Source organism: Labedella populi (assembly GCF_004078655.1).
Classification (GTDB): domain Bacteria; phylum Actinomycetota; class Actinomycetes; order Actinomycetales; family Microbacteriaceae; genus Labedella; species Labedella populi.
In genome coordinates, this window is the sequence record NZ_RZNC01000001.1 from 660333 (window position 1) to 676107 (window position 15775).

Genomic DNA, 15775 nt, shown 5'->3' on the forward strand with positions numbered 1-15775 from the left:
AGTTGCAGCGTGAGTTGCGGTCGGTGCGCCCGCGGCACGACGATCCCGAGATCCCCGAGGACGTCCAGCCGCGCGACCTCGATAAGGTGGCGCGAAATGAGCTCAAGTCGCTCACGAAGGACAACGCCGACTGGGTCGCCAAGCACCTCGTCATGGCGTCCCGTCTCATCGACGAGGACCCGGAGCTGGCGCACGCGCACGCGCTCAGCGCTGCTCGACGGGCCGGCCGTATCGGAGTCGTTCGCGAGAGCCTCGCGATCACGGCCTACGAGACCGGTGACTACGCACTCGCTCTCCGCGAGCTGCGCACGTTCCGTCGCATCAGCGGCTCCGACGAGCAGCTTCCGCTCATGGTCGACAGCGAGCGCGGGGTCGGGCGCCCAGAGAAGGCGCTCGAGCTCGGCCGTTCCGTAAACCGCTCGACGCTCACTCCCGCGACCCAGGTCTCGCTGGCGATCGCGATGTCGGGAGCGCGCCTCGATCTCGGTTCTCCGGAGCTCGCGCTCGGCGAACTCGAGATCCCGCAGCTCGACCCGGATCGCGCGTTCAGTTACAGCCCTGCCCTCTACGATGCCTACGCCGAGGTGCTGAGCGAGCTCGGCCGCGACGCCGATGCCGCGCTATGGCGGAGGCGGGCCTCGGTTGCTCTGCAGCTGCTGGGCGACCCGGACGAGTCCGAGACGGTCGAGATCGTCGAAGAGGAACTGCCGATGGATGAGTCCGACGACACCGCCGTGGACGGTTACGCCTCCGACGACGCGGTGATTTCAGACGGTGACGACGACGCGTTCGACATCCCGGCCGATGACATCGCCGCGACCGACGACGCTGTCATCGAGGCCGACGAAGCGGACGTGGCCGGCTCGGCTGAGGAAGCTGTCCGGCCCAATGAGGCTGACGAAGCGGACAAGACGGACGCTGCCGTCGAGACCGACGCTGCCGACGAGACCGGGGAAGAGGACGAGGATGGCGCTGTTCGGCCGCAAGAAGACTGAGCCGACGCCGCTCGACGGCGTCGACGTCGTGCTCGCCGACCTCGACGGTGTCGTTTACGCCGGCCCGAACGCCATCGCGCACGCTGTCGAGAGTCTCAACCTCGCGGGCGAGACGCGGCGGCTCGGGTACATTACCAACAACGCGTCGCGCACCGACGAGTCCGTCGCCGCTCATCTCCGCGAGCTGGGCCTCCGCCCCACAGCGAACGACGTCGTCACGAGCCCGCAGGCCGCGATGCGTCTCCTCAGGGACCACGCGGAGCCCGGGTCGACGATCCTCGTCGTGGGTGGCGACGGCCTGGTGTCCGAGGTCGAGAAGGCCGGTTACGTCGTGACCCGCAGGGCCGAGGACTCCCCGGCCGCGGTCGTGCAGGGGTTCGCGCCCGAGGTGGGATGGAGTCAACTCGCCGAGGCGGCCTTCGCACTGCAGACGGGTCGCGAGGCGAACGATCTGCCCTGGATCGCCACGAACACCGACTGGACGATTCCGCAGGCCCGCGGCATCGCGCCCGGCAACGGCACTCTCGTCTCGGCGGTCCACACCGCCGTCGGGCGGCTGCCTATCGTCGCCGGCAAGCCGGAGACGCCGATCTTCGACGAGGCCCGAACGCGCTTCGCCGCGACGAAGCCGCTGTTCATCGGCGACCGCCTCGACACCGACATCAAGGGGGCGAACGCGGCCGGCATGGACTCCGTGCTCGTGCTCACCGGCATCGACCGCGCGAAGCACGTCCTCGCCGCCGACCCGAGTTCACGCCCGACGTTCATCCTGGAAGACCTCCGCGGCCTTCACGAACCGTACCCCGCGACGACGTTCAGCGCCGACAAGTCCACCGCGACGGTCGGGCGGTCCGTCGTGAAGATCTCCGGCACCGACGTCGTCGTCGTCCAGGACGGCGACTCCGCGATCGACCGCTTACGCGCGGCCTCGGCCGTCATCTGGGCGAGCGGTCGCGCGATCTTCGGGTTCACCGTCCCTCCTCGGCTGCACGAGGAGTCGGGACTGTAGCCTGGAGGAGTGTCGAACCAGTCGGATGATCCCCTTGGAGCCGCGCCCGAGACGGGCGTCCCGCTGACCTCGGCCGACGGCGACGGGCTCGTGTCCCGCCTCCGTCTGATCGAGGACCAGCCGCTCGAGCACCGCGCCGATGCGTACGGCGCCGTGCACGCGGAACTGAAGGCGGTCCTCGACAGCGCGGACCGCACGGCCGGATGACGTCCTCCCGACTGGACGCCGCCCTCGCCGCGCGGGGTCTCGCGCGTTCGCGGAGCCATGCCGCACGGCTCATCGCCGACGGCCTCGTGAGTATCGACGGAGCCGTCGTCACGAAGCCCTCGCTCACCGTAGCCGCCACGGACGTCGTCGAGGTCCAGGCCACCGACGGCTACGTGAGCCGCGCGGCCGCCAAGCTCGTGCACGCCCTCGACACCTTCGGCATCGATCCGCGCGGGGTCCGGACGCTCGACGTCGGGGCGTCGACGGGCGGATTCACCGAGGTGCTCCTCCGACGCGATGCGCGTGCCGTCATCGCACTCGATGTGGGACACGGTCAGCTCGTGGAGCCGATCCGCTCCGACCCTCGCGTCTCGGTCGTGGAAGGCGTCAATGCGCGCGAACTCACGGCGGGGCTGCTCGCCTCGGCGAGCGGTGTCGATTGGGCTCCCGAGCTCGTGGTGGGCGATCTCTCGTTCATCTCGCTCACGCACGTGATCCCACCGGTACGCGCGTCCGTCTCCGCGGACGCCGAATTCGTCCTCCTGATCAAGCCGCAATTCGAGGTGGGCAGGACGCTCGTGAAGGAGGGGATCGTCGTCGACGTCGCCGCTCGCGCCGAGAGCATCGGCCGCGTTCTCGAGGTCGCCGAGGAGAGCGGGCTGCACACCGTCGCCGTCCTGTCGTCCCCCATCACCGGACTGCATGGGAATCACGAGTACCTCGTTCATCTCAGCCCGAATTCCGGTCGGCATCCGTCAGAATGGACGGACGAGATCCGACGGATCGCTGGAGCAGGAGAGTCATGACCGCACCACAACGCGCGATCCTCGTCGTGTCGCACACCGGGCGGCGTGACTCGATCGATGCCGCCGTGTCCGTGATCGACGAACTGGCCGCCGGCGGTGCGACGCCCGTGCTCCGACGCGACGAGTGGGAGGACATCGCCGCAGCGTGTGTGCTTCCCAGCAACACCGCCATCCTCGGGGAGCAGATCGACGCCGCCGACCTCGAGCTCGTCATCGTCCTCGGGGGTGACGGCACGATCCTGCGTGCCGCCGAACTCGTGCGGGGCTTCTCCGCTCCGCTCCTCGGCGTCAACCTCGGGCACGTCGGTTTCCTCGCCGAGAGCGAGCGCGACGATCTCGGGGAAGCCGTACGGCGAGCGATCGACGGAGACTACCTCGTCGAAGAGCGCATGACTCTCTCGGTGCGCGTCAAGCAGGGAAACGATGTGGTCTACGAGACGTGGGCCCTCAACGAGGCGACCGTCGAGAAGGCCAGCCGCGAGCGCATGCTCGAGGTCGTCATCGAGGTCGACGGGCGGCCGCTCTCTGCGTTCGGGTGCGACGGTGTGGTCGTGTCGACACCCACCGGCTCCACCGCGTACAACTTCTCCGCCGGCGGCCCCATCGTCTGGCCGACCGTCGAGGCGATCACCCTCGTGCCGTTGAGCGCCCACGCCTTGTTCGCCCGTCCACTCGTCGTGGGTCCGGAGTCGTCGCTCGCGGTCGAGGTCATCCCGCGCAATCAGGGCTCGGGCGTGCTGTGGGCCGACGGGCGTCGCGCACACGAATTACCACCGGGAGCACGCGTCGTCTATCGCCGTTCGAGCGTCCCGGTGCGGTTGGCGCGACTGCACCAGGGGCCCTTCACCGACCGGCTCGTGCACAAGTTCCATCTGCCGGTCGAGGGCTGGAGAGGGCCGAACGGTCGTGATTGAGGAGATCGAGATCCGCGACCTCGGCGTGATCGCCGAGGCGACCCTCCCGCTCGGGCCGGGGTTCACCGCCATCACCGGAGAGACGGGCGCGGGCAAGACGATGGTCGTGACCGCTCTCGGGCTGCTGCTCGGCGGCCGTGCCGACAGCGGCACCGTGCGCTCCGGCCAGGAACGCGCGAGTATCGACGGGCGCTGGGTCGTCCCGGAATCGGGGCCCGTGACGGAACGCGTGCGCGAGGCGGGTGGTGACGTCGATCCCTTCGGTGAGGGGCGCGCAGAGCTCACGCTCGGGCGCACCGTCTCGGCGGAGGGGCGCAGCCGCGCGGCCGTGGGCGGCCGTGCCGCCCCCGTCGGCATCCTGTCCGAGCTCGGCGAACGGCTCGTCGTCGTGCACGGGCAATCGGAGCAATTGCGGCTCAAGTCGGCGACGGCGCAGCGCGAGGCGCTCGACCGGTTCGCCGGAGGCGACCTCGCGGCGCTGCTCGGCGACTACGCGCACGCCTTCGCGCGCTGGCGGGCGAACCGATCCGAGCTCGAGACGATCACGACCGAGCGTGATGCGCGAGCGAGCGAGGCCGCGACGCTGCGCGAGACGATCGCCGAGATCGAGGTGGCGGCTCCTCAACAGGGGGAGGACGAGGAACTCGCCGTGCGGGCGACCCGCCTCGGCAACCTCGAGGCGTTGAGACTCGCGGCCGCGGGCGCTCGCGAAGCTCTCTCCGCCGAGGAGCCGGACGGTGTCGACGTCGTCGGACTCGTCGGTGCCGCCCGTCGTCTCGTCGACGACGCGAGCGGAGCCGATCCGACGCTCGCCGCAATCGGTGAGCAGCTCGCGAACATCGGATACCTCGCGGCCGACGTCGCCGCCGAGCTCTCGAGCTACCTCGCGGAGGTCGACGCCGACGGTGCTCGTGAACTCGAGATCGTGAACGAACGCCGTGCGACGCTGACCGCGCTCATGCGCGCATACGGACCGACGCTCGCCGACGTCATCGCCGTGCTCGACACGGGCAGCGCCCGTCTCCTCGAGCTCGACTCGGACGACGAGCGGATCGAGGAGCTCACGCGACAGGTCGCGGAGGACGCTGAACTCGTCGAGCGGCTGGCGGCCGACGTCAGCGCAGCCCGCACGGCCGCCGCCGCCGAGCTGGGCGAGCGCGTGAGCGCCGAGCTCACCGCTCTCGCGATGCCCGACGCGCGGCTCACGATCGACGTCCAGTCGAACGGTGACTTCACGGCGAGCGGTCGGGACGAGGTCCGTTTCCTGCTCCAGCCCCACAGCGGCGCGGAACCGCGGGCCCTCGCGCGGGGCGCGTCCGGCGGCGAGCTCTCTCGCGTCATGCTCGCGATCGAGGTCGTCATCGCGGGGACTGACCCCGTTCCCACATTCGTCTTCGACGAGGTCGACTCGGGAGTCGGCGGTGCCGCGGCGATCGAGATCGGCCGGCGACTCGCCCGGCTCGCCGAGTCCTCGCAGGTCATCGCCGTCACCCACCTCGCGCAGGTCGCGGCCTTCGCGAACAACCACTTGAGCGTGCGCAAGCAGAGCGACGGCTCCGTGACCTCGTCGAGCGTCGTGCGCCTCGAGGGCGACGAGAGGGTCTCCGAGATGGCGCGACTGCTCTCCGGTCTGCCGGACTCCGAGTCGGGCCTGGCCCACGCGGAGGAGCTGCTCGCGCTGTCCCCGCACGATTCCCAGGTGTTAGGATAGAAGCCCGTGGCGGACATTAATAACGCGGGCTCCCTTTCCTCTCCTGACGCTCCTTCCCGATCACTCGACGACTCCGTCGAGACGGGTGGTTCGAGCAGCGCGTCCCGTTCGTCGGGATCCGGTGGATCAGCGGGCTCCGGCCGCACGACGAAGCACATCTTCGTCACGGGTGGAGTCGTCTCCTCCCTCGGGAAGGGCCTCACGGCCGCGAGCCTCGGCAACCTGCTGACGGCACGCGGGCTGCACGTCGTGATGCAGAAGCTCGACCCCTACCTCAACGTCGACCCGGGAACGATGAACCCGTTCCAGCACGGCGAGGTCTTCGTGACCGACGACGGCGCCGAGACGGACCTCGACATCGGACACTACGAACGCTTCCTCGACATCGACCTGAGCCAGGCCGCCAACGTGACGACGGGCCAGATCTACTCGAGCGTGATCGCCAAGGAACGCCGCGGCGAGTACCTCGGCGACACGGTCCAGGTCATCCCTCACATCACCGACGAGATCAAGCGCCGCATGCGGCTGCAGGCCTCCGAAGACCCACAGCCCGATGTGATCATCACCGAGATCGGCGGAACGGTCGGAGACATCGAGTCGCAGCCGTTCATCGAGTCGGCACGGCAGGTGCGACACGAGCTCGGCCGCAAGAACGTGTTCTTCGTGCACGTCTCGCTCGTGCCCTTCATGGGCGCGTCGGGCGAGCAGAAGACGAAGCCGACGCAGCACTCGGTCGCGACGCTCCGCTCGATCGGCATCCAGCCGGACGCGCTCGTGCTCCGCAGCGACCGACCCGTCACGGAATCGAACAAGCGCAAGATCGCGCTGATGTGCGACGTCGACGAGGACGCCGTCGTCAACGCCGTCGACGTCCCGTCGATCTACGACATCCCCACGATGCTGCACGACCAGGGCCTCGACGCCTACATCATCGACGCACTCGGCCTCGAGGCCTCTCCCGTTGACTGGTCGGGCTGGGAGGGCGTGCTGCGCGCCGTGCACGACCCCAAGCACGAGGTCACGATCGGCCTCGTCGGGAAGTACATCGACCTGCCCGACGCATACCTGTCGGTCACCGAGGCGCTCAAGGCCGGCGGTTTCGCCCACGACACGAAGGTCAAGATCGTCTGGGTCCCCTCCGACGAGTGCGACACCCCCGAGGGTGCCGCCCGTGTGCTGAGCGCGGTCGACGGCATCTGCATCCCCGGCGGCTTCGGCATCCGCGGCATCGAGGGCAAGGTGGGCGCACTCACGTTCGCCCGGAAGAACGGCATCCCCGTGCTCGGCCTGTGCCTCGGCCTGCAGTGCATGGTGATCGAATACGCGCGCACCGAGGCCGGTCTCGAGGGCGCGAGCTCGACCGAGTTCGACCCGGACACGACCTTCCCCGTCATCGCGACGATGGCCGAGCAGGTCGAGATCATCGCGGGCGGCGACCTCGGCGGCACGATGCGCCTCGGCCTCTATCCCGCTGCGCTCGCCGAGGACTCGCTCGTGGCCGAGCTGTACGGCACCAACGAGATCTCGGAGCGCCATCGTCACCGCTACGAGGTCAGCAACGAGTATCGCGAGCGGATCGCCGACGCCGGTCTCCGGTTCTCGGGCACCTCGCCAGACGGTCGCCTCGTCGAGTACGTCGAGCTCGACCGCTCGGTGCACCCGTTCTACGTCGGTACACAGGCCCATCCCGAGCTGCGGTCGCGGCCGAACCACGCCCACCCGCTCTTCGCGGGGCTCGTCGGCGCGGCCCTCGATCGGCACCAGGCCAGCCAGCTGTTCGACGAGGACGTCGTCGACGCCTGACCCGATCGGCGAGTATGACCGATCGGCCCCCGCACGACGCTCGTGACACGAAGGGAACGCCATGACCGATTCGCCTCTCGAGGACACCGCATTCCCCGTCGACGTCACGGCGTCGGAGCGGGTGTTCGACGGCCTCGTGTGGGACATCCGCCGCGACACGTTCGACTACAACGGCAGTCCCGTGACCCGCGAATACATGGATCACACCGGGGCCGTCGCGGTGCTCGCGCTCGACGATCACGACCGTGTCCTGCTCATCCGCCAGTACCGCCACCCCGTCGGTCTCCGGGAGTGGGAGCTCCCCGCTGGGCTTCTCGACGTCGACGGGGAAGACCCGCTCGTCGCCGCGCAGCGCGAGCTCGAGGAGGAGGCGGACCTCCGCGCGGAGGACTGGCACGTCCTGTCGGAGTTCGCGACGAGCCCGGGTGGCAACAACGAGGTCATCCGGATCTATGTCGCCCGCGACGTGAGCGCCTCCCACGGTGATTTCGAGCGAGCCGAGGAGGAGGCGGACATCGAGGTGGCGTGGGTCGCCCTCGACGATGTCGTCGACGCCGTGCTGGCACGCCGCCTCCAGAACCCCTCGCTCGCGATCGGCGTGCTCGCCGCCCACGCGTCCCGCGCGCGCGGCTGGGCGACCCTCGCACCAGCGGACATCCCGTGGGACCGGCACCCGAAGCGGCGTCCGGCACCGTGACCCTGGCACGCGCCGTCGATGACTACCTGCGGCACGTGCAGATCGAGCGGGGGCTGTCCGCCAACACGGTGTCGGCGTACCGTCGCGATCTCGCCGGCTACGTCGAGTGGCTCGAGTCCGCGGGGATCGATGAGCCGCGGGACGTGCTCGCGACCCATGTCACGGGCTACGCGCGGGCCCTCTCGAGGCGTGAGGACCGGCCCCTGGGGCCGTCGTCGCTCGCACGCGTGCTGTCGTCCGTCCGCGGATTCCACCGTTTCCTTCTCGAGGAGCGGGACGTGGACGGCGACGTCGCGCGCGACGTCCGTCCGCCGAAGCTCGGGCGCCGCTTGCCGAAGGCGCTCACCATCGATCAGGTCGAGCGCCTCCTCGCCGCGACCGAGGGGGAGGACGTCGCCGCGTTGCGCGACCACGCGCTCCTCGAGTTGCTCTACGCGACGGGCGCGCGGGTCTCGGAGGTCGTCGGACTCAACGTCGACGACGTCATCGACGAGGACATCGTGCGGTTGACCGGCAAAGGCGACAAGCAACGCATCGTCCCGCTCGGGCGGTACGCCCGCACGGCCGTCGATGCGTATCTCGTCCGTGGCCGCCCCGTGCTTTCGGCGATGGGGGTGGCGACGCCGGCTCTTTTCCTCGGGATGCGTGGTGCTCGACTCTCGCGGCAGAGTGCGTGGCTGATCCTCCAGGCCGCCGCCGAGCGTGCGGGGCTGACGGCGCACGTGTCGCCGCACACGCTGCGCCACTCGTTCGCGACGCACCTCCTCCAGGGCGGCGCCGACGTCCGTGTCGTGCAGGAGCTGCTCGGTCACTCCTCGGTCGCGACGACGCAGATCTACACGCTCGTGACGGCCGACTCCCTGCGCGACGTCTACACGGCCGCGCACCCGCGCGCCCGCTGAGTCGGCGCCTTCGCGGCGACTACAATCGATCCAAGCACCAGAACCGATTGGAGCGAGCCGCCCGTGGCCAGAGCTGACGACACCGCCCTCTTCGCGTCGACCGATGCGTCGGCGGCGCCGAAGCCCGGGGCCACCGGTCGTCCGCTCCGCGAGTTCCCCACGCCGCCTCCGCTCTCGGGTCACGGTCCCGCGCGCATCGTCTCGCTCTGCAATCAGAAGGGCGGCGTCGGCAAGACGACGACCACGATCAGTCTCGCCGCGGCGCTCGCCGAATACGGTCGCCGGGTGCTCGTCATCGATTTCGACCCGCAGGGTGCGCTGTCCGCCGGACTCGGCATCGGCACGCACGAGGGTCTCACGATCTACGACCTGCTCCTCAACCCGAAGCGGCCGGCCTCCGAGGCGATCCAGGAGACGCGGATCCCCGGGCTCGACATCATCCCGGCCAACATCGACCTCTCGGCGGCCGAGGTGCACCTCGTCAACGAGGTCGCGCGCGAGCAGATCCTCTCGCGCGTGCTGCGGCAGGTGACGGGCGACTACGACGTCGTGCTCATCGATTGCCAGCCGTCGCTCGGCCTGCTCACGGTCAACGCGCTCACCGCGAGCCACGGCGTCCTCATTCCGCTCGAGTGCGAGTTCTTCGCCCTCCGCGGTGTCGCATTGCTCATCGAGACCATCGAGAAGGTGCGCGACCGGCTCAACCCCGCGATCGAACTCGACGGCATCCTCGCCACCATGTTCGATTCGCGCACGCTCCACTCTCGCGAGGTGCTCGAGCGGGTCGTGGAGGCGTTCGGTGACGACGTCCTCGAAACGGTCATCGGACGCACCGTGAAGTTCCCGGACGCCTCGGTCGCGGGCACCCCCATCACGTCGTTCGCTCCCGAGCACCCCGCCGCCAAGGCGTACCGGCAGCTCGCGAGGGAACTGGTGGCGCGTGGCGCCGTCGCCTGAGCGCACCGAATCGGACGGCTTCCGGGTCGAGCTCGCGAACTTCGAGGGGCCGTTCGACCTCCTGCTCTCGCTCATCACGAAGCACGAGCTCGACATCACCGACATCGCGTTGTCGGTCGTGACCGATGAGTTCCTCTCGTACCTCCGGGGCCTCGGCGACGACGCCGACCTCGACCAGACATCGGAGTTCCTCGTCGTCGCGACCACACTCCTCGACCTGAAGATCGCGGGACTCCTTCCGCAGGGTGAACTCGTCGACGCCGAGGACGTCGCTCTGCTCGAGGCCCGGGATCTCCTCTTCGCGCGGCTCCTGCAGTATCGAGCATTCAAGGAGGCGTCCTCCTGGTTCCAGTCTCGCTTCGACGCCGAGTCGACGCGGCACTCCCGTTCGGTCCGACTCGAGGAGAAGTACCGGCAGCGCACGGTCGAGCTCGTCTGGACGCTCACACTCGAGGACTTCGCGGCCCTCGCGACGCTCGCCCTGACGCCTCGGGAGATCCCCGTCGTCGGGCTCGACCACTTGCACGCCCCGCTCGTGAGCATCCGGGAGCAAGCGGCGCACGTCGTCGCGATGCTGCGGCACGGCGAGACACTCACCTTTCGGCAGCTCGTCGCGGGCGCCGATCAGAAGGGCGTCGTGATCGCCCGATTCCTCGCGGTGCTCGAGCTCTACCGGCACGCATCGATCTCGTTCGAGCAGCTCGAACCGCTCGGGGAGCTGACGGTGCGCTGGACCGCGGAGAATTGGACAGACGAGAACCTCGCGAACCTGGGAGCAGACTATGACGGATGAGTCCACACGGGCGCCCGCCGACCCGGTGCCGAAAGCCTCGGTGATGGACGACGTGCCGGGTCGGGAGCCGGAGGAGATCGCGACACCCGTCGCGATCGCGCCGGCCGACGTCGACGTGGAGCGGGCGATCGAGGCGCTCCTCATGGTCGCCGACGAGCCGCAGAGCGTCGTCGGTCTCGCGACGGCCCTCGGTCGCCCCGTCGCCGAGGTCCGCGCGGCCGTCGAACGGCTCGCGCGCGACTTCGACGGCGTCGATGGAACGGTGCGCCGGGGCTTCGAGCTCCGCGAGGTCGGGGGCGGCTGGCGCTTCTACGTGCGCGCCGACTACGACACGCTCGTCGCCGACTACGTGAACCAGCAGAACCCGTCGCGGCTGTCGCAAGCGGCGCTCGAGACCCTTGCGGTCATCGCCTACAAGCAGCCGATCTCGCGGAGCGCGATCGCCTCGATCCGCGCCGTGAACGTCGACTCGGTGGTACGGACGCTCCTCGGCCGCGGCCTCATCACGGAGCTCTTCACCGACAGCGAGACGGGAGCGATCAACTACGGCACGACCGACGTGCTGCTCGATCAGTTGGGGATCAACTCGCTCGACGAGCTGCCGCTCATCTCGCCGCTGCTCGCCGATGGACAGGAGGGATTCGATGTCGATGTCCGATGACCCGTTCGCCGAGCCGGAGGGCGTGCGTCTCCAGAAGGTCATGGCAGCCGCCGGCGTCGCCTCCCGCCGCGTCTCCGAACAGTTGATCGCCGAGGGGCGAGTGACCGTCAACGGCGAACTCGTGACCGAACCCGGGCGACGGATCGACCCCGAGACGGACCTCGTGTCGGTCGACGGCCGGGCCGTCCAGCTCGACACGTCGAAGCGCTACCTCATGCTCAACAAGCCGCGGGGCATCGTGAGTTCGATGAACGACGAGCGCGGCCGCCCCGACCTGCGCATCTACACCGACGGGTTCGAGGAGCGACTCTTCAACGTCGGACGACTCGACGCAGAGACCTCGGGCCTGCTCGTCCTGACGAACGACGGCGACCTCGCGCACGTGCTCGCGCATCCGTCGTTCGGTGTATCGAAGACGTACGTGGCGAAGGTCGAGGGCGCCGTGTCGGCGCAGACCATCCAGAAGCTCAAGAACGGCGTCGAGCTCGAGGACGGGACGACGTCCGCCGACGCGGCCCGAGTCCTCGCCGCCGGTTCCGGGAAGTCGGACGGCACCTCGCTCGTGGAACTGACGCTGCACTCGGGGAAGAATCGGATCGTGCGGCGCATGCTCGCGGCCGTCGGTCACCCCGTGATCGATCTCGTGCGCCGCCAGTTCGGCCCGCTGCACCTCGGGACGCTTCGCTCCGGTGCCGTTCGGGAACTCACGCGTGACGAGCTGGGCGCGCTCCTGACGATCTCTCGGGGTGCAGGGGATGCGGGGACCGAGGGTGCGGGGGCCGAGGATGCGGCCGGAACGAAGCCGACGGACGGCGCGCAGCGGGGGACCCGATGAACGACATGTCGCGCGACGGGCGTGCCCCCCGGCTCTCGGGGCAGATCCGTGTGGTCGGCGCGGGGCTCCTCGGTGCGAGCATCGGCCTCGCAGTTCGGGCCAACGGCGTCGACGCCATCCTCGCCGACGCGTCGCCGAGCCAGTTGCGGCTCGCGATCGACTACGGGGCCGGCCGAGCGGAACGCCCCGACGACGATCCCGCGATCGTCGTCGTGTGCGTTCCGCCGGACGTGGTGGCCGACGTCGTCGAGGCGGAGCTCGCGCGCTTCCCGAACGCCGTCGTCACGGACGTCGCGAGCATCAAGCTCGCTCCGTTCCGCGAACTGCAGGCGCGCGGGGTCGACCTCGTGCGCTACATCGGCTCGCACCCGATGGCCGGGCGCGAGCGCGGGGGAGCGATCTCGGCCCGGGCCGACCTGTTCCTCGGCCGGCCCTGGGTCATCTGCCGCGACCACGAGACCCCCGTCGACGCGCTTGCGCTCATCGAGGACCTCGCTCTCGACCTCGGCTCCGTCCCCATCGAGATGACGCCGGAGGAGCACGACGCGAGCGTCGGCCTCGTCTCCCACGTCCCCCAGATCGTGTCGAGCGCGCTCGCGAAGCAGCTCGTGAGCGCTCCGGACGCGGCCGTCCGCCTGACCGGTCAGGGTCTCCGTGACACGGTGCGGATCGCGTCGAGCCAGCCGGAACTGTGGGTGCAGATCCTCGCGGCGAACGGCGCTCCCGTGGTCGAGGTACTCGACCGCCTCGTGGGGGACCTCCGCAGCATCGCGGATGCACTCCGGAACCCCGACGCGCCGGGCTCCCGGCGCGAGATCGCGGACGTGATCGCGGCGGGGAACGCGGGTGTCGCCCGCCTGCCGGGCAAACACGGCCAGGACCGCCGCTTCGCGCAGATCGTCGTCATGGTCGATGACGCCCCCGGTGAACTCGGGCGTCTCCTCTCCGAGCTCGGCGAGATCGGTGTCAACATGGAGGACCTGCGTCTCGAGCATTCACCCGGCGCGCAGATCGGTCTCGCCGAGATCAGTGTCCTCCCCGAAGTCCAGCAGCGCACGGTCGCCGACCTCGAAGCGCGCGGCTGGCGGATTGCGAGTGTGTAGCAGTATGGCCGACATTATCGTTGCGATCGACGGTCCCGCCGGCAGCGGCAAGTCGAGCGTGTCCAAGGCCGCAGCGCGCCGGCTCGGCTTCGACTACCTCGACACGGGGGCGGCGTACCGTGCTCTCGCGTGGTACGTGCTCGACCGGGGGATCGCGCCCGACAACAGTGACGCCGTGCTCGCCTCGCTCGGCGCGTTCGACTACTCGATCTCGATCGATCCGAGCGAACCCGTCGTCATGGTCGGGGACGCCGACGTCACCGACGCAATCCGGGAACCGCGGGTCTCGAGTGTCGTGAGTGCCATCGCCCGCGTCCCCGAGGTGCGCACGTTCGTGACCGGGATCTTCCGTTCGACCATCGATGCGGCGCCGCATCCCGGCATCGTCGTCGAGGGACGGGACATCACGACGGTCGTCGCCCCCGACGCCGACGCACGGATCCTGCTCACGGCGGCCGAAGAGGTTAGAATGGCGAGACGCTCCGCCGAACTCACGACCGAGTCGGCGGCTGACGTCGGGGAGCAGCTCCGCTCCCGTGACCGGGCCGACTCCCGCGTGGTGGACTTCCTCACCGCCGCGGACGGCGTCGTGACGGTCGACTCCACCCACCTCGACTTCGACCAGACCGTCGATGCCGTGCTCGAGGTGATCGCGCGCGAAACGACAAGGACTTCCCATGGCTGACGATTACGACGAGCCCGACACGAACGACGACGGTCTGGCCGAGAAGCTCGGAGGGCTCGACGAGGAGCTCGCCGCCCAGCGGACCGCGGCCCTCCGCAGTGGTCTCGCGGACTACGAGCTCGACGAGGAGGACCTCGCCGTCCTCGACGCCGTCTCAGACGACCCGGACGCCATCCGCTATCTTCCGGCGCTCCCGGTCGTCGCGATCGTCGGGCGTCCGAACGTGGGAAAGTCGGCGCTCGTGAACAGGATCCTCGGGCGCCGCGAGGCCGTCGTCGAGGACACACCCGGCGTGACGCGCGACCGCGTCTCGTACCGGGCCGAATGGAACACGCGCTTCTTCACTCTCGTCGACACGGGCGGTTGGGAGCCGGATGCGCGCGGCATCGACGCCTCCGTCGCGGCGCAAGCCGAGGTCGCGATCGATCTGTCGGATCTCGTCCTCTTCGTCGTCGACGCGAACGTCGGCGCGACGAGCACGGACGAGCAGGTTGTGAAGCTCCTGCGTCGCGCCGGCAAGCCGACGTTCCTCATCGCGAACAAGGTGGACGACGTCCGGCAGGAGCCGAACGTCGCCGAGCTGTGGTCGCTTGGGCTCGGCGAGCCGAAGCCCGTCTCGGCGCTGCACGGCCGCGGTGTTGCTGATCTGCTCGACGAGATCATGAAGACGCTGCCGGAAGTGTCGGCGGTCGCGAAGGAGGAGGTCGGCGGTCCGCGTCGCGTCGCGATCCTCGGTCGCCCGAACGTCGGCAAGTCGAGCCTGCTCAACAAGGCGGCGGGCGAGGAGCGTGCCGTCGTCAACGAGCTCTCGGGCACGACGCGCGACCCCGTCGACGAGCAGGTCGAGATCGCCGGTAAGTTCTGGCGCTTCGTCGACACGGCGGGCATTCGTCGCCGGGTCCATTTGCAGCAGGGCGCGGACTTCTACGCGTCGCACCGCACATCGGCGGCTCTCGAGAAGGCGGAGGTCGCCGTCGTGCTCATCGACGTGACCGAGCCGATCAGCGAGCAGGACGTCCGCATCATCGACCTCGTCCTCGAGTCGGGGCGCGCGCTCGTGCTCGCCTTCAACAAGTGGGACCTGCTCGACGACGAGCGCCGCCGCTACCTCGAGCGAGAGATCGAACAGGATCTGGCGCACGTCTCGTGGGCGCCGCGCGTCAACATCTCGGCGCGCACGGGACGCCACATGGAGAAGCTCGTCCCGGCGCTCGAGCTCGCGCTCGAGTCGTGGGACACGCGCCTTCCGACCGGCAAGTTCAACGCGTTCCTCGCCGAACTCGCCCAGTCGCACCCCCACCCGCTGCGTGGCGGGAAGCAGCCGCGCATCCTGTTCGGTACGCAGGCGTCGAGCCGCCCGCCGACATTCGTCCTCTTCACGACGGGCTTCCTCGACCCGGGCTACCGCCGTTACATCCAGCGCCGCCTTCGCGAGATCTACGGTTTCGAGGGCACTCCGATTCAGGTCAACATGCGCGTGCGGGAGAAGCGCCAGCGCCGCTCCTAACCCAGAGAGCTACACCCGCACGAGGGCGCCAGCTACGGCTGGCGCCCTCGGTGCGTTCGTGGCGCCTTCGACCCCACGCGCACCCTCAGCGTTCCGTCTCCGGTGCAGAAGGACGAGCCCGTCCTCAGTCAACTCCTCTTCCCCAATGGCCGAGGAGGCGCACGAGGGCGGCAGTATGGTGTCGAGAGTG

General features: G+C 69.5%; 16 protein-coding genes. All 16 read left to right on the forward strand.

The annotated features are described in order from the left end of the window. Positions 1–23: 23 nt before the first annotated feature. On the forward strand, positions 24–995 hold the full coding sequence (locus ELQ92_RS03310; RefSeq protein ID WP_128498012.1) for a hypothetical protein: 972 nt from the start codon (positions 24–26) through the stop codon (positions 993–995). Further along, positions 967–2004: an HAD-IIA family hydrolase gene (locus ELQ92_RS03315; RefSeq protein ID WP_128497536.1), complete on the forward strand. Its 1038-nt coding sequence runs from the start codon at positions 967–969 to the stop codon at positions 2002–2004. The genes ELQ92_RS03310 and ELQ92_RS03315 overlap by 29 nt, the downstream gene beginning before the upstream one ends. Positions 2005–2013: 9 nt before the next feature. After that, positions 2014–2211, forward strand: a complete 198-nt coding sequence (locus tag ELQ92_RS03320) for a hypothetical protein (protein WP_128497537.1) — start codon at positions 2014–2016, stop codon at positions 2209–2211. Continuing rightward, the gene (locus ELQ92_RS03325) at positions 2208–3017 is read left to right on the forward strand and encodes a TlyA family RNA methyltransferase (protein ID WP_128497538.1); all 810 of its coding nucleotides are present in this window, start codon (positions 2208–2210) and stop codon (positions 3015–3017) included. Before ELQ92_RS03320 ends, ELQ92_RS03325 begins: the two co-directional genes overlap by 4 nt. Beyond that, a complete protein-coding gene (locus tag ELQ92_RS03330) occupies positions 3014–3931 on the forward strand; it encodes an NAD kinase (RefSeq protein WP_128497539.1) in 918 nt (305 codons plus the stop codon). The genes ELQ92_RS03325 and ELQ92_RS03330 overlap by 4 nt, the downstream gene beginning before the upstream one ends. Next, entirely contained in the window at positions 3924–5642 is a 1719-nt protein-coding gene (recN, locus tag ELQ92_RS03335) for a DNA repair protein RecN (RefSeq protein WP_128497540.1), read from the forward strand. The genes ELQ92_RS03330 and recN overlap by 8 nt, the downstream gene beginning before the upstream one ends. A gap of 156 nt (positions 5643–5798) precedes the next feature. After that, positions 5799–7445 carry a CTP synthase gene (locus tag ELQ92_RS03340; protein ID WP_128498013.1) on the forward strand — a complete coding sequence of 549 codons (1647 nt, stop codon included), beginning with the start codon at positions 5799–5801 and terminating at the stop codon, positions 7443–7445. 61 nt (positions 7446–7506) lie between these two features. After that, positions 7507–8142, forward strand: coding sequence for an NUDIX domain-containing protein (locus tag ELQ92_RS03345; protein ID WP_128497541.1), 636 nt, complete (start codon positions 7507–7509; stop codon positions 8140–8142). Continuing rightward, positions 8139–9044 carry a site-specific tyrosine recombinase XerD gene (gene xerD, locus ELQ92_RS03350; protein WP_128498014.1) on the forward strand — a complete coding sequence of 302 codons (906 nt, stop codon included), beginning with the start codon at positions 8139–8141 and terminating at the stop codon, positions 9042–9044. The genes ELQ92_RS03345 and xerD overlap by 4 nt, the downstream gene beginning before the upstream one ends. A gap of 63 nt (positions 9045–9107) precedes the next feature. Then, complete coding sequence (locus tag ELQ92_RS03355) at positions 9108–10001, forward strand: ParA family protein (RefSeq protein WP_128497542.1); 894 nt, start codon at positions 9108–9110, stop codon at positions 9999–10001. Next, positions 9985–10794, forward strand: a complete 810-nt coding sequence (locus ELQ92_RS03360) for a segregation and condensation protein A (RefSeq protein WP_128497543.1) — start codon at positions 9985–9987, stop codon at positions 10792–10794. The genes ELQ92_RS03355 and ELQ92_RS03360 overlap by 17 nt, the downstream gene beginning before the upstream one ends. Then, a complete protein-coding gene (scpB, locus tag ELQ92_RS03365) occupies positions 10784–11455 on the forward strand; it encodes an SMC-Scp complex subunit ScpB (protein ID WP_424979606.1) in 672 nt (223 codons plus the stop codon). Before ELQ92_RS03360 ends, scpB begins: the two co-directional genes overlap by 11 nt. Beyond that, positions 11439–12290, forward strand: a complete 852-nt coding sequence (locus tag ELQ92_RS03370) for a pseudouridine synthase (RefSeq protein ID WP_424979608.1) — start codon at positions 11439–11441, stop codon at positions 12288–12290. Before scpB ends, ELQ92_RS03370 begins: the two co-directional genes overlap by 17 nt. Then, a complete protein-coding gene (locus ELQ92_RS03375; RefSeq protein WP_128497544.1) occupies positions 12287–13393 on the forward strand; it encodes a prephenate dehydrogenase in 1107 nt (368 codons plus the stop codon). Before ELQ92_RS03370 ends, ELQ92_RS03375 begins: the two co-directional genes overlap by 4 nt. A 4-nt stretch (positions 13394–13397) precedes the next feature. Further along, entirely contained in the window at positions 13398–14078 is a 681-nt protein-coding gene (cmk, locus tag ELQ92_RS03380; protein ID WP_128497545.1) for a (d)CMP kinase, read from the forward strand. Beyond that, a complete protein-coding gene (gene der / locus ELQ92_RS03385; protein WP_128497546.1) occupies positions 14071–15585 on the forward strand; it encodes a ribosome biogenesis GTPase Der in 1515 nt (504 codons plus the stop codon). Before cmk ends, der begins: the two co-directional genes overlap by 8 nt. The last annotated feature ends 190 nt before the right edge of the window (positions 15586–15775 follow it).

What these genes read in the sequence shown, in the direction of transcription:
- ELQ92_RS03315 (WP_128497536.1), top strand. Translation starts at nt 967, where the DNA reads ATGGCGCTGTTCGGCCGCAAGAAGACTGAGCCGACGCCGCTCGACGGC.
- ELQ92_RS03325 (WP_128497538.1), top strand. Translation starts at nt 2,208, where the DNA reads ATGACGTCCTCCCGACTGGACGCCGCCCTCGCCGCGCGGGGTCTCGCG.
- ELQ92_RS03330 (WP_128497539.1), top strand. Translation starts at nt 3,014, where the DNA reads ATGACCGCACCACAACGCGCGATCCTCGTCGTGTCGCACACCGGGCGG.
- ELQ92_RS03345 (WP_128497541.1), top strand. Translation starts at nt 7,507, where the DNA reads ATGACCGATTCGCCTCTCGAGGACACCGCATTCCCCGTCGACGTCACG.
- scpB (WP_424979606.1), top strand. Translation starts at nt 10,784, where the DNA reads ATGACGGATGAGTCCACACGGGCGCCCGCCGACCCGGTGCCGAAAGCC.
- ELQ92_RS03370 (WP_424979608.1), top strand. Translation starts at nt 11,439, where the DNA reads ATGTCGATGTCCGATGACCCGTTCGCCGAGCCGGAGGGCGTGCGTCTC.
- ELQ92_RS03375 (WP_128497544.1), top strand. Translation starts at nt 12,287, where the DNA reads ATGAACGACATGTCGCGCGACGGGCGTGCCCCCCGGCTCTCGGGGCAG.
- cmk (WP_128497545.1), top strand. Translation starts at nt 13,398, where the DNA reads ATGGCCGACATTATCGTTGCGATCGACGGTCCCGCCGGCAGCGGCAAG.
- der (WP_128497546.1), top strand. Translation starts at nt 14,071, where the DNA reads ATGGCTGACGATTACGACGAGCCCGACACGAACGACGACGGTCTGGCC.